This is a genomic window from Xenorhabdus yunnanensis (assembly GCF_028598805.1).
In the GTDB taxonomy this organism is placed as follows: Bacteria; Pseudomonadota; Gammaproteobacteria; order Enterobacterales; family Enterobacteriaceae; genus Xenorhabdus; species Xenorhabdus yunnanensis.
On the sequence record NZ_JAQRFI010000066.1, the window covers coordinates 1 to 13,349 of the forward strand.

The 13,349-nt window shown below is 41.1% G+C and carries 11 protein-coding genes and 2 pseudogenes; 6 read left to right on the plus strand and 7 right to left on the minus strand.

The genetic code is table 11. The annotated features are described in order from the left end of the window. Positions 1–213: 213 nt before the first annotated feature. The gene (locus PSI23_RS18575) at positions 214–1,152 is read right to left on the minus strand and encodes an omptin family outer membrane protease (protein ID WP_273556468.1); all 939 of its coding nucleotides are present in this window, start codon (positions 1,150–1,152) and stop codon (positions 214–216) included. A 584-nt stretch (positions 1,153–1,736) separates the two neighbouring features. Here PSI23_RS18575 and PSI23_RS18580 point away from each other — a divergent pair. Then, complete coding sequence (locus PSI23_RS18580; RefSeq protein ID WP_273556469.1) at positions 1,737–2,396, plus strand: 50S ribosomal protein L11 methyltransferase; 660 nt, start codon at positions 1,737–1,739, stop codon at positions 2,394–2,396. Positions 2,397–2,505: 109 nt separating this feature from the next. Here the strand turns inward: PSI23_RS18580 and PSI23_RS18585 are convergent, their stop codons facing one another. The 3 genes from PSI23_RS18585 to PSI23_RS18595 form a co-directional block, all read right to left on the minus strand. Further along, positions 2,506–3,075 carry a HutD/Ves family protein gene (locus tag PSI23_RS18585; RefSeq protein WP_273556470.1) on the minus strand — a complete coding sequence of 190 codons (570 nt, stop codon included), beginning with the start codon at positions 3,073–3,075 and terminating at the stop codon, positions 2,506–2,508. Between the two features lie 126 nt (positions 3,076–3,201). After that, positions 3,202–4,623 carry an aminotransferase-like domain-containing protein gene (locus PSI23_RS18590; protein WP_273556471.1) on the minus strand — a complete coding sequence of 474 codons (1,422 nt, stop codon included), beginning with the start codon at positions 4,621–4,623 and terminating at the stop codon, positions 3,202–3,204. Between the two features lie 230 nt (positions 4,624–4,853). Continuing rightward, positions 4,854–5,027: a hypothetical protein gene (locus PSI23_RS18595; protein ID WP_273556472.1), complete on the minus strand. Its 174-nt coding sequence runs from the start codon at positions 5,025–5,027 to the stop codon at positions 4,854–4,856. A gap of 523 nt (positions 5,028–5,550) precedes the next feature. Between PSI23_RS18595 and yegD the strand changes: the two genes are divergently transcribed. The 5 genes from yegD (at position 5,551) to PSI23_RS18620 (ending at position 11,017) form a co-directional block, all read left to right on the plus strand. Beyond that, the gene (yegD, locus tag PSI23_RS18600) at positions 5,551–6,903 is read left to right on the plus strand and encodes a molecular chaperone (RefSeq protein WP_273556473.1); all 1,353 of its coding nucleotides are present in this window, start codon (positions 5,551–5,553) and stop codon (positions 6,901–6,903) included. 321 nt (positions 6,904–7,224) lie between these two features. Next, complete coding sequence (locus tag PSI23_RS18605) at positions 7,225–8,574, plus strand: cytochrome ubiquinol oxidase subunit I (protein WP_273556474.1); 1,350 nt, start codon at positions 7,225–7,227, stop codon at positions 8,572–8,574. Further along, a complete protein-coding gene (gene cydB / locus PSI23_RS18610) occupies positions 8,564–9,571 on the plus strand; it encodes a cytochrome d ubiquinol oxidase subunit II (RefSeq protein ID WP_273556475.1) in 1,008 nt (335 codons plus the stop codon). Before PSI23_RS18605 ends, cydB begins: the two co-directional genes overlap by 11 nt. Next, positions 9,552–9,710, plus strand: coding sequence for a DUF2474 domain-containing protein (locus tag PSI23_RS18615; protein WP_273556476.1), 159 nt, complete (start codon positions 9,552–9,554; stop codon positions 9,708–9,710). Before cydB ends, PSI23_RS18615 begins: the two co-directional genes overlap by 20 nt. 80 nt (positions 9,711–9,790) lie before the next feature. Next, entirely contained in the window at positions 9,791–11,017 is a 1,227-nt protein-coding gene (locus PSI23_RS18620) for an ATP-binding protein (RefSeq protein ID WP_273556477.1), read from the plus strand. A gap of 85 nt (positions 11,018–11,102) precedes the next feature. Here PSI23_RS18620 and PSI23_RS18625 read toward each other — a convergent pair. The 3 genes and pseudogenes from PSI23_RS18625 to PSI23_RS18635 all read right to left on the minus strand — a co-directional run. Next, positions 11,103–11,276: pseudogene (locus PSI23_RS18625) on the minus strand (IS982 family transposase); the annotation flags it as partial. Between the two features lie 73 nt (positions 11,277–11,349). Continuing rightward, positions 11,350–12,669, minus strand: coding sequence for a group II intron reverse transcriptase/maturase (gene ltrA, locus PSI23_RS18630; RefSeq protein WP_306309632.1), 1,320 nt, complete (start codon positions 12,667–12,669; stop codon positions 11,350–11,352). Between the two features lie 470 nt (positions 12,670–13,139). Beyond that, positions 13,140–13,349: pseudogene (locus tag PSI23_RS18635) on the minus strand (transposase); the annotation flags it as partial.

The following is a 13,349-nucleotide window of genomic DNA, read 5'->3' on the forward strand; positions in this document are numbered from 1 at the left end:
TTTCGGTCAGTTGTTTATAGGTCATAGCGCATTTTCCTTTGGCGAGAAAGATGCCTACTATAGCAACTGACCGCCTTTCTTAGAAATTGCACTTATTAGGTGAATCCACGATTCATTAATCATTAAGATAATTCTTAAAAAATATGCAGAATAATACAATATGAGAAAAATGCCTGTGGTTTGCCCGGCCAACACCGGGCAATTATGAGATTGCTAAAAATGGTACTGTAATCCAAAACCTATATTGTAGTTTTGGTTTTCGATTCCTATAGTATCGTCCCCTAACTGTTCGGTATGACCAATATCATTGTAGATGAATCTCGTTTTACCCTTACCTTCTCGATATTTATTCCAGGTCACTACCGTATATACCTTAGTGTTTTGAGTTAAATAATAACCCGCATCTATACTAACACCATAGTAACGAACCTTATCGGATTTCTGAGGAATGGTTAAATTACGCAAATAATGTTCATCGTTGCTCCAAGCCTTCACCCATGGGCTATATTTCAGTAAAAGGTTAAACTCAAAATCCTGATAACGATACTGCCCGGCTAACCCAATATATGGCAAACTGAACTTTTGCTTGTAACCAACACCCGCCCCAGAAGGAAGACCTCCGGCCTCAGTTCCATTATCATAGATATAGTGACCACCATAAGTCGTCCAACTAAAACGTGTTTCCTGATAACCTAATACCGCACCTAGTTTGTAATCAGACTGTTTAACTAACCAACCTACGGCATTTAAATCAAATTCATTGGCATAATTAAGGGGGGTATTCGGACTGTGTGACCAATCTGTCCAATGGCTTTGATTGGGATCCATCCAGTCATAATCATCCATACTGCTATTACGTGCCTCCAATTTAACCCAACCACCAGCATTCGCGGTTAACCTATCAAAAGGCTCCCAAGAAATTCTTCCTTTAGCGATTAGAGCATCGCCAATCTTCCAATTAAGTTGGCTGCTTTTATACTTTGCTGCGTTGGGGTTTCCATAAAGATGTTCTTTCGATTCCCCTCTCAACCAACCAAACCCAAGCTCGAAAGATATATTGTCACCACTCAAATTCAGTTGTGATGAAGAGGGTTCTGCCATTACTCCAAAAGATAAAGCTATCAATGGAATAACTATCAACTGTTTTCTCATAATTATCTGTTCCTTATTCGGGTGAAAACTGAGTTTTCATGTTTTCTGTTACCTTGATAGCAATCCACCACTACAAGAGATAAATATTAATAACTATCAATAACAGAACTAATAAATTTAGCTTCTATTAATTTTTCTGTTATTTATTTATAGTATAAGATTACGTTTTTTCAGCTATTTTTTAATTTATTAAACAGAATTATTGATTGCAACTTGAAATTTATTTGACATAAACGTATTAAAATCAGTAGATTGATATAAAAATCAATCCATTTATTGCACTCATATGAAATAATTTCAGCTTCGCTTAAGATAAGCTCCCTCAAAAAACCTCCCATAACAAAATCTGTAATAGCGGTAATTAACAGCATACTGATAGACTGGATGGCACCATTATTCCCATCATCCGAAATGAAACTGTTTTGACTTTCACAAATATTTATCAATTATTGTTATTTATTATAACGAAGTAATAAGTATAGGTTTTTGTAATAAACGCAGGATCTTGTGTAGTGAAGCACGTAAAATAAGAAAATTTCTTGATTATATCTATCCTTCATACTTGTAAATAAAAAGAGCTTGCCATGAATAAGAACTGCAAAAATTATATAAAATGGTGGTTGGAGCAGGAAAAATTAAGATCAAATAAAGGACTTCCTGTAAAAATGACACTGGCAGGAATCAAGTTATCTGTTATTCCTCAGGTATTTCTTCCATCCCCATTACAAACTCACTCCACACCATTACTTATAAAAAATATTAAAGACCATGATTTTACTGGAAAAAAAGTTCTTGATATAGGGACTGGCAGTGGTGTTCTTGCTATTTACTCCGCCCTTAATGGTGCATCTTGGGTAATAGCAACAGATATTGATGACTATATATTGCATCATGCTAAAGGCAATGCTTATCTGAATAAGGTTACTGATATCCATTTTATGAAAAGTAATCTCTTTGAGTCTGTCGATAATAAATATGATTACATATTTGCTAATGGGCCTATTTCTCCTGAATCTTGGTCAGAAAAAAAACTTTCCGGACATACCATATTGAGTTATGGAGAAACTCTTTTTAGTCAGTATCGTCACTATCTGACAGATAAAGGGGTCATGTTTATGACATTTGCAGAATTTGGCCCAACGGAGGCATTCTACAAAATTCTTCAAAAAAATTCCGTTATGCACAAAGAAAAAAAAGAGAAAAAATTTGGGGTATGGTGGAGTTTTCACGAAATAAAAAAATAAATTCGATAAATAACAGAAGCACAGAGTTTTTTGATTTTGACTTGGAATTTATTGGGCATAAACGCTAAAAAAATAGCGGCTTGATATAAAATCAAGCCGCTTATTTCACTCACCCAATCGGACGTAAATCAACCCACAACAACTGGCTATCTGCAATCAGTGGCTTAATTACTCCTTCCCGGATATCCGGCAACCACCATGCACCTTGACCAAAAGCAAGCTGGGCATAATTTGCTCCGGTCATTTCCCAGCGACCTTTTAAAACATAAAGTACGCCACTGTGTGCTGTCGGCAGTAAACGTTCATCAGAAACCAACGAAACTTCGGGACTCCAACAGGAACGACGGGTCATTATATTGAAACACTGGACGGGGCCATCCAATAATTCCGCATGACCCAGAATATCACCCGAAAAATTAAATGGAGTCATTTTTCCCACCAGTTCGTGCTCCAAAAAACCCGGACTGGTCAAGCGAACTCCCTTCCCTTTTAATAAAACAATTGAGCGTTCAATATCAGGAAACTGCCCCAATATTCCACTTTGATGAATGGTCGTAAAACAGGCTCGCCACGCGAAATCATCAGACACTGGCCAGCAAACAATATCCCTTGTTTCGCCTTTCTCTTCAGACCATTGCACTCTTGGTAATGTTGCATAATCGAAACATTTCATTTTCATGCCACTCCCTCACCATTTTTATATTCTGTTTATAGAGCCATAAAATAATCAATATCAAATTATTAACAGAAACATTCGCAAATAATTTCCCTTACGACAATATCAAGATAGTCGAAATGTGATTGATTACCCGAATTCCCTTAAAAGCATGTGGCATATATTCCCCAGTTCTTTCATTGCCAAAGCCTGAATTTCATTCCATGCAAATGAAGTATTCAAGCGAAAGGCATGATCAAATTGAGAGCTAGTGGAAAACATGCTGCCCGGCGCAATGCTGATATTCTTTGCCAATGCCAATTGATAAAGTCGGTTGGCATTAAAAGGCGGTTCAAATTCCAGCCAAAGAAAATAGCCACCACGCGCACTATTTACTTTCACTGATTGAGGAAAATATTCACTGATTGCCCATAACATCCGGTTTTGTCGCTGCTCCAACTGCCTTCTTAATCGACGCAGATGATTATCATATCCTCCCTGCGCCAGATAATCCGCAATTGCCAACTGGGTTGGTGTACTGGCAGACACCGTGCTCATCATCTGTAATTGCTGAATTTTCTTCGCATGTTTGCCTGCTGCAACCCAGCCTACCCGATAACCGGGAGCAAGACATTTTGAAAATGATGAACAGTGCATGAAATTATTTTCTGTATCCCATGCTTTTATTGGTGCCGGAGGCTCTTGTTCGAAATACAATTCACCATATACATCATCTTCAATCAGGGCGATCTGGTTCTGATTCAAAATCTCTACCAATCGCTGTTTATTTTCAGATGGCATAGTGCTGCACAATGGGTTTTGAAAACGCGACATCAACCAGCAGGCTTTTATGGGATATTTCTGCACAATCTCCTCTAATGTACCCAAATCAATGCCTGTATGCGGATCTGTTTTAATGGCAATGGCTTTCAAGCGTAACCGTTCTATCGCCTGTAGCACTCCATAAAAAGCAGGTGATTCAATCACCACCCAATCGCCCGGGGAAGTTACCGATTGCAAGCTGAAACTCAATGATTCCATTGCTCCGGCAGTAATGACAATTTCATCAGGGGAAACATGGATACCGTGGGAAGCATAACGACGGGATATATTGCGCCGTAATTTTTCATTGCCCGGAGGCAAATTTGCCAGTGAACTATGTGGAACAAAGCGACGGGCAACTGAAGCCAGTATTTTTGACAACTTAGGCTCTATTAATAAAGAAGGATCAGGAAATGCCGAACCGAAAGGAATGATTTGCGGATCTTTGCATGCCTGCAAAACATCAAAAATAGACGCGCTGATCTCCACATTTTCACTTAAATTCAGTTCGTTTCCCCCCTTTGCTGCCGCAAAAGGTTTTAATCGAGTGGCAACATAATACCCTGATTGTGGACGCGCCACGATCCAACCCTGACTTTCAAGCAACTGGTAGGCTTGCAGCACAGTCATTAAGCTCAGGCCTGATGATTTCACCGATTCCCTCAGCGAGGGTAACCTATCACCCACTTGCCAAATATCATCCTCTATTTGTTGGCGGATCATTCCAGCCAATTGTTCGTAACGCGTCATATGCTTGGCCTTTGTTTAAACTGTTATAGGTAGTCAACTGAAAATTTTCAATATTATACTTTGTATCCTCAGAAACAGAAATCATTGGATGACTGGGATAAATAAATCAGTCCTAAAAAGAGGAGCTTCATATATCTATTTTTAGTAAAGCATAATCAGTGTTTATTAAGTTTTATTCATAAGTTTTCTAATACGGTTAAGGATATTTTTATCATTAACACGAACTTCTTCTATATTCCGATTTCCTCTTTTTTTGCATATCTATACTCTGAGTCAGTAATAGAAGAATGATAATCAAGAGAAGCAATATTTTGGTAATCACAATGCCTACAATTGGATTCAAATTTTGGTTTATTTATATTTTCCTTTGCATTATATTTATTAAATGTAATGTTTTTCTCCATGTAAAATAGTAATCCTTTGATTGGTTAATTAAGATTCACTGCTTCTGTTTCAACCCAATCAACATAACTCTTTTAAATAATTCGCCCGAAGGTTATCATAACCAAAAACCGCCATAATATTCTTTTCCATGATATCACCTCAAACAAAATTTAGAATTAATTAATATATTAATAATGTTACTTTTATTAAAAAATAGAATCAGATAATAGGCTAATTAAGCCAATAATGACGTTATCACAACATTATAATTAAATATACTATAACCCCATAAATAGGGAACATATAATGTTGTAAAATAGGAAACATATAATATTGTAAGTAACATTAGATAAGCATCTAATATGATGCATTGATTTATCCTAAGCAAAATTTCAAAATCGTAGCTCATTTGAAAAAATCATCCCAGTTCGAAATAGTTCCTTACTAAATATACTCAATGGATTTCAAGTTGCAGCAAGACTGCTATTTAGGATAGTATCGTCGCCCTTTTAAAATTTTCCACGATTAAAGATGAGGAAACCTATGTTCATCGGTTTTGACTATGGCACATCCAATTGCGCAGTAGCAGAGATGATCGGAAATATGCCACAGCTAATTGCCATTGAAAATGATAACTTCTACATGCCTTCTGCTCTGGCTGCACCGACCCGAGAATCAGTTTCCGAGCATTTATTTCGTCACTGGAATATCAGCCCAATTAATCAAGCAGGTGAGCAACTACTTCGTAGCGCAATTACTGTAAATCGCGAGGAAGGTATTGAACTCCTACCAGATGATCTCGTTTTTGGGCAAGAAGCATTGGCTCGATATTTAGAAGATCCTCAAGATGTTTACTATGTTAAATCACCGAAATCTTTTCTGGGTGCAATGGGATTAAGAGATACTCAAATTAGTTTCTTTGAGGACTTGGTTTGCGCCATGATGGCGAATATCAAACAACAAGTTGAAACTAATAAACAGCAAGCTGTCAATGATGTTGTAATTGGCCGTCCAATTAATTTTCATGGACGTGGTGGCGATAAATCGAATCAACAAGCTGAGGGGATTTTACTTAATGCTGCAAAACGCGCTGGTTTTCGTAATATTGAGTTTCAATTTGAGCCAGTGGCAGCAGGTTTGGAATATGAAGCTACACTGGCAGAAGACAAAACTGTATTAGTAGTTGATATTGGCGGCGGAACAACTGACTGCTCCCTCATTCAAATGGGGCCAAGCTGGCGAGGTAAATCTGAGCGCAATGACAGCTTACTGGCACACACTGGCCAGCGTATCGGGGGAAATGATTTAGATATTAACCTGACCTATAAACAGCTGATGCACCCTTTTGGATTGGGAAGCAAAGTTGCTTCTGGTATTGATATGCCACTGACGCAATTCTGGAATCCTATCGCCATCAATGACGTACAGGCTCAGAAAGAGTTCTACTCTCGCCAGAATTTGACAGCATTAAAATCCTTGCACAGAGATGCCCAAGAACCTGAGAAATTAGCCCGCTTATTGAAAGTGTATCAGGACACATTAGGCTACAGCCTTGTTCGCAGTGCAGAAGAAGCTAAAATTGCACTTTCAGATTTGTCAGAGCATCAAGTTAAACTCAATCTATTATCAGAGATTATTGAAGTTAACATCCAACGCGATCAAATGATTACAGCGATCACATCCACTAAAGAGAAAATGGCGAAGCTGGTCAGCGAAGCGGTAACACAAGGTGGAATTCAACCCGATGTGATCTTTATGACGGGTGGTTCAGCCAGTTCACCTATCCTCCGTCAGGCAGTTGAACAAGAGTTGCCGAGTATTCCGCTGGTTGGTGGCAATTACTTCGGCTCAGTAACGACAGGCCTGGCACGCTGGGCAAAAATTTGTTTTGCTTGATAGGCTATAAGCAGGTTCAATAATACTGAGCCTGCTTTTAAATTAAACGAGTCAATAGGGATAAGTTTAAATGTCCACGTTCCCACTGTAAGCAATTCATCACGAAAAAAAGTTAATACTTCTTTATCAGTTACCATTTTTATCGTTCCCGACAGTTATACGATTATTCATAACACGTCATATCACTGGCTTTCGCACAAACTGTTATAGCCAATAAACAAAAAACTGTCACTATTATACCCCTAATCCCTATGTTCTACTTGTCTGCACCTTTTCACTTCGTTTACCCATATACCCAATAGATTTCAATAAGAGGTCACTATGTTAGGGTTAACTGCCCTTGAACTTGCAAGGATACAATTTGCATTCACGGTTTCTTTTCACATTATCTTTCCTGCCATCACAATAGGCTTAGCCAGCTTTCTGGCGGTACTGGAAGGCTTATGGCTGAAAACACGTAATACGGACTACAAAACGCTATACCACTTCTGGTCAAAAATTTTCGCAGTCAATTTCGGTATGGGAGTCGTTTCCGGTTTAGTGATGGCCTATCAATTCGGCACCAACTGGAGTTTCTTTTCTGATTTTGCCGGAACGATTACAGGCCCGCTGCTGGTTTATGAGGTGCTGACAGCATTTTTCCTTGAGGCCGGATTCCTTGGCGTCATGCTGTTTGGCTGGCATCGGGTCGGAGAAAGGTTGCATTTTTTCTCGACCTGTATGGTGGCACTCGGCACGATTATTTCCACATTCTGGATATTGGCCTCTAATAGCTGGATGCAGACACCACAAGGATATGAAATTATTGATAATCAAGTTGTTCCCGTTGACTGGTTCGCGGTAATTTTCAATCCTTCTTTCCCTTATCGCTTGCTGCATATGGGAACGGCGGCATTTTTGGCCTCAGCGTTTTTCATTGCTGCTTCTGCTGCCTGGCATTTGCTAAAAGGCAATGATTCATCCGCTATGCGGAAAATGTTGTCAATGGCGATGTGGATGATCCTGATTATTGCGCCATTACAAGCCATGATTGGCGATCTGCACGGGCTGAATACGTTAAAACATCAGCCGGCTAAAGTCGCCGCGATGGAAGGGCATTGGGAAAACCTGCCTGGTGAAGCCACCCCACTGATTCTGTTTGGCATTCCCAATCAGGAAGCGGAAGAAACACGTTATGCGGTCAAGATCCCCTATCTTGCCAGCCTGATTCTGACACACAGTCTGGATAAACAAGTTCCGGCACTGAAAGAATTCGTTCCGGAAGATCGCCCAAATGTTTTTATGGTGTTTTGGTCATTCCGCATCATGGTGGGATTGGGAATTTTAATGATTGTTGCCGGAATCTGGGGGTTATGGTTGCGTCATAAAAAGCGCCTGTATGAAAACCCGTTCTTCCTCCGTTTTATACTCTTAATGGCACCTTCTGGCCTTATTGCGATTTTGGCGGGCTGGTTTACTACAGAAATTGGCCGTCAACCGTGGGTCGTCTATGGGTTGATGCGCACTAAAGATGCGGTATCAGCACATGGCGAAATTCACATGAGTATTAGCCTGCTTATTTTCTTTGTCGTCTATGCAGCCGTCTTCGGTGTTGGTTACGCCTATATGATGAAACTCATCCGTAAGGGTCTGCCACAAATCCCAAATAAGGAGTCAGTAAATGGGCATTGATCTTCCTCTCATTTGGTTCCTGATCATCATATTCAGCACCATGATGTATATCGTGATGGATGGCTTTGATCTTGGAATCGGCATTTTATATCCAACGATTAAGGAACAATCCGATCGTGATTTAATGATGAATTCTGTCGCTCCCGTCTGGGATGGCAATGAAACTTGGTTGGTGCTGGGAGGCGCAGGGTTATTTGGCGCGTTCCCATTGGCTTATGCTGTGATTCTGGATGCGCTGACAATCCCATTGACCATTATGTTATTGGGCTTGATATTTCGTGGCGTTGCTTTCGAATTTCGTTTCAAGGCGACGCCAAGACATCAACACCTTTGGGATAAGGCCTTTATTGTCGGTTCAATCCTCGCCACTTTTATGCAGGGTGTCGTCGTTGGAGCAGTGATTGAAGGTTTTCCTGTCGAAAATCGTGTTTATACCGGTGGTTATTTGGATTGGCTGGCTCCTTTTCCTCTATTTTGTGGATTTGGCCTCGTCATTGCCTATGCTTTATTGGGATGTGGCTGGCTGGTGATGAAAACCGAAGGTCATCTGCAACAACAAATGTATCGTGTCCTGCGCCCTTTGGCATTACTGATGCTGGCGATTATTGCCATTATCAGTATTTGGACGCCACTCTCTCATTCAACAATTGCAGAGCGATGGTTCAGCCTACCGAATCTATTTTTCTTCATACCCGTACCATTACTGGTATTGTGGTCAAGCTGGCAACTATTGAAAGCCACCCCAAAATCAAGCCATTACACTCCGTTTGTGACCGCATTATTACTGATTTTCATGGGATTCACTGGATTGGGGCTCAGTATTTGGCCGAACATTATTCCTCCCTTCATTAGCTATGAAGAGGCGGCTTCCCCTCCTCAATCATTGGGCTTTATGTTGGTTGGCGCTCTGTTCATCATCCCGATCATTCTGACTTATACCTTTTGGAGTTATTATGTTTTCCGAGGAAAAATCACCCATGAACAAGGCTACCATTAAAACAACACCACAACGCTCTTCATTATGGAAACGCTTGGGCTGGATGGTAACAATTTGGCTTTGCAGTGTACTGGCTTTATACGCCGTATCGACGTTATTTCGCGCCTTAATGACCATGGCGGGAATGAAAATCAAGTGATAACTAACCTTTTTTAATTAATTGAGCTAAGGTTTTGATCAGGACAATTTGATCAGGACAACAAGAGGATTGTTTAACTGATGAAAACCTTCTCTGACAATCCAGTGGCGGCAACAAGCTGGTTATGCAGTACAGCTATTGTTATCAATTTATTTGTTCTCCTGTTTATGGGGTTCAATACCCCACTCACATTGATAGAAAAACTGTGGGTAACTTTTAATATCCTGAATATTATCCACTTATTCATCTTGCTTCATAGAGCAGAAATATTTTCTTTTCGCATAATGTTATTTCCCTCAAGAGATCAGAGAAAAATAGTTATTTTGAAACAAGAAAAACAATACCTGCGTTTTCTAATATCCCTTCACTCTCAACTTAATTTTAATACTTCACTATCTGATAATTTTCATATGGTGTTTTATCGGCTTAATCAGTTGGTTCCTTTTAGTGAAGTCAGAATCATACTTTATCATCCACAAAGGAAATATTATCTTGAATATCCGGATCACATCCTAAATACCCAACTTCCACGGATGATGAAATGGGATTTATATGATAAGCATACTTTTCACGGTATGATTCAAATTCTGATACATCAGGATCGCGCCTTATCTTCTTACGAACGTAATTTAATCCAATCTGTTGCTGATGCATTGGCAAAACATCTGTCACTCAAGAATATGATGCGCCAGCAAATTCAGCAAAGTATCCTTGATGACCGAAAAGCTATTTCCAGAGATCTGCATGATACTGTGGCACAATCTTTCCTATTTCTAAAAATTCAGATTAATAGCCTGCACTTTCGTACCGATAAATTCTCACGACAGGGATTAATTTCTTTGAGAATGATTAAAGAAGAGCTGGATATCGCCAGTCAGCAATTCAGAGAAATGCTGGTTTCACTACAGGCAGAGAAAAACCATTATGATTTACATGAATCATTGAAAGCCCTGATTAAAGAGTTTAATCATCGTCTGGAATTTAATATTGAATTTCATTACCGGATCACACATCAGATTATTCCTATTGGGCATGGTCGGCATCTGGTGCAGATTATTCGGGAAGCGCTGAATAACTGTTATAAACATGCAGATGCAAGCTGGATTAGCATTCGCATTTATCCTATCGGGAAGAAGATCATTACGGTTATTAGTGATAATGGCCGTGGTATGCCACAAACATTAACGGAACGAGAGCAATTCGGATTGGCCATTATGCGGGAACGGATATCTCTGATTTCAGGCCAGATGAAAATTAAAAAACATAAAAAAAGCGGCACAGAGATTGAGGTTCAATTTCCGCTGTAAGGGGATAAATCTCATGAGGTAAAAAAAATTAAGAGTTACATTTACACCCAATGGATTTCAAATAGATAACTAACCCGAATTCCGCTTAAGCCATCACTGGAAAATCGTCTTCTGAGTAGAAATTTTTAAGTGATGGCTTTTTCAATTTAAGGCAGTAAGCAATCACCCCCCCTAAAACAGTTAACAGAAATCCTTTTATACTTCGGTGACGCGAGTGTTCTATTTGAGAAATGATTTTTAATTGCCCATTCATTGGTTGAGTAGACCGCGGGAACTGCCCCCGCAGCCTCTCGCAGAACGGTACGTGAGCCTCTCGACTCATACCGCTCCCATCAAGCAAACGTGCCTGTCATTCCTGCCCGCCAATGGGCAAACAACCCCTGATACTGCTTTGCAATCCTTTGAAGCAGTTTTGAAGCCTGGGTTTTATGCCTGCTCAGTGCCTTGTACTTTCGTCTGGCCCAGCGCACTAATGCTTTGTTGAGTTGCCTGAATACCTTATACAGCTCTGAACGACAAAATTGACCATAATAGCTCAACCATCCACTTATCATGGGATTTAGCCAGTTTGCCATCTGTGTTAAGTTCAGTTCTGTCCGCATTCGGATCTTCAACTTGCGAATTTTGAATCTCATGGCCTTTTGCGCCGTTTTGCTGACTGCTGGCGTAAAACTCACAAACAGGCTGTTCCTTTTGCGGTTCTTCACCAATCTCGGCCTGAATGTGTATCCAAGGAAATCGAAACTGATGTGTTCATACCTGCCCTTTCGGTCCCCATCCTTGCAGTAGGCAATCCGGGTTTTGTCCGGGTGCAGTTCCAGTCCACACTCACTGAAACGTCGCTCCAGTATTTTCCGTATTTCTCTGGCCTGAGCTTCATTCTGACAGTGAACCAGACCATCATCGGCATAACGACACCACTTCAGCCGGGGATGATGCTTTTGCATCCACTTGTCGAACACATAATGCAGGAACAGATTTGCCAGCACCGGGCTGATAACTCCTCCCTGTGGGGTGCCTTTCTCCCGGAATAACACCTCACCGTTGCATTTCATCGGTGCAGTTAGCCAGCGTTCGATGTACAGACAGATCCACGGGCTGTTTGTGTGTTTCCTCACGGATTTCATGAGTAAATCATGAGGAATATTGTCAAACAAGCCCTTGATATCGAACTCCAATACCCAATCTTGCTGCCAGCATCGCTGCCTTGTTACTCTGATGGCATCAATTGCCGATTTATTCGGTCGGTAGCCATAAGAATCCGGCAGAAAATGAGGCTCAACAAGCGGTTCGAAATGAAGCCTGACCACCATTTGCGCCACGCGATCCGCAACCGTGGGAATACCCAGCAGACGTTCACCTCCCGACTTCTTGGGAATAGCGACACCTTTCACCGGGGGTGGATAATAACTGCCCGATGATAAGCGGTTCCAGAGTTTGTACAGATTATCTTTCAGATTGGATTCAAAATCCGCGATGGTTTGACCATCCACGCCTGCCGCACCTTGATTGGTTTTAACCAATAACCAGGCACGATACACATCCCTTTTCTCAATGACAAACGGTTTTGCCTTAACCTCCGTATCTCCTCCTGCCTGACAGTTGGATACCGGGTAAGGCTGCCTGACGTGACCCCTTCGCTCCACATTCATTACAAATATTTCCTCACTACTACGAGTCACTCCGCCCCCGTATCACCCATCGGTACTCTCATACTTGTCAATTTAGTGACTTGCATTTCTCCCTTGACATCGTGATGACGGGTTCCCGCAGTTCCCAGAAAGAGCCCGATACAAAGTCACGCCCACTCTACGCCGGACACCACCTGCGCAGCATTCGGAATTCACTCACAGATTTATCCCGGAAGATAGAAACGCCCCCGGTTTTGATGTCAAATCTCTTCTTTACGACGCGTCCACATGGGTTCGGTTTTACTCGTCTCTTTGTACCCTACCTGCCGAACTATTGTTCGCGCTTTGACCTCAACGCTCACGACCACCGCTCTTTACGGCAGCCGCTTGAGGGGGTTTGAAGCCGGCTTCCGACAGCGGACTTCGGTGGGCCTGCCACCATCTCCTCCTGAGCTTATGCTACATACTGGCTGCGTTCCCTATGCTGCCAGTTTGTATGCCTGCGGCACACTTTCAATGATAAAGCGCCTTGATAACATTATCTTATCCCATTCAGCTTGCATGTGAGCTTTCATATTTCGGCGCTTTTGGGTGATGAAAGTGATCCCCGTTTTAGCTAAATCGTCAGCCAGTTCCTGGCTGAGATAACCTTTATCACCATAAAGAGAACCCGTTAATTCTTTTGTTAATTCACGAACAGG

What these genes read in the sequence shown, in the direction of transcription:
- PSI23_RS18605 (WP_273556474.1), top strand. Translation starts at nt 7,225, where the DNA reads ATGTTAGGGTTAACTGCCCTTGAACTTGCAAGGATACAATTTGCATTC.
- ltrA (WP_306309632.1), bottom strand. Translation starts at nt 12,669, where the DNA reads ATGAATGTGGAGCGAAGGGGTCACGTCAGGCAGCCTTACCCGGTATCC.
- PSI23_RS18590 (WP_273556471.1), bottom strand. Translation starts at nt 4,623, where the DNA reads ATGACGCGTTACGAACAATTGGCTGGAATGATCCGCCAACAAATAGAG.
- yegD (WP_273556473.1), top strand. Translation starts at nt 5,551, where the DNA reads ATGTTCATCGGTTTTGACTATGGCACATCCAATTGCGCAGTAGCAGAG.
- PSI23_RS18620 (WP_273556477.1), top strand. Translation starts at nt 9,791, where the DNA reads ATGAAAACCTTCTCTGACAATCCAGTGGCGGCAACAAGCTGGTTATGC.
- cydB (WP_273556475.1), top strand. Translation starts at nt 8,564, where the DNA reads ATGGGCATTGATCTTCCTCTCATTTGGTTCCTGATCATCATATTCAGC.
- PSI23_RS18615 (WP_273556476.1), top strand. Translation starts at nt 9,552, where the DNA reads ATGAACAAGGCTACCATTAAAACAACACCACAACGCTCTTCATTATGG.
- PSI23_RS18595 (WP_273556472.1), bottom strand. Translation starts at nt 5,027, where the DNA reads ATGGAGAAAAACATTACATTTAATAAATATAATGCAAAGGAAAATATA.
- PSI23_RS18575 (WP_273556468.1), bottom strand. Translation starts at nt 1,152, where the DNA reads ATGAGAAAACAGTTGATAGTTATTCCATTGATAGCTTTATCTTTTGGA.
- PSI23_RS18580 (WP_273556469.1), top strand. Translation starts at nt 1,737, where the DNA reads ATGAATAAGAACTGCAAAAATTATATAAAATGGTGGTTGGAGCAGGAA.
- PSI23_RS18585 (WP_273556470.1), bottom strand. Translation starts at nt 3,075, where the DNA reads ATGAAAATGAAATGTTTCGATTATGCAACATTACCAAGAGTGCAATGG.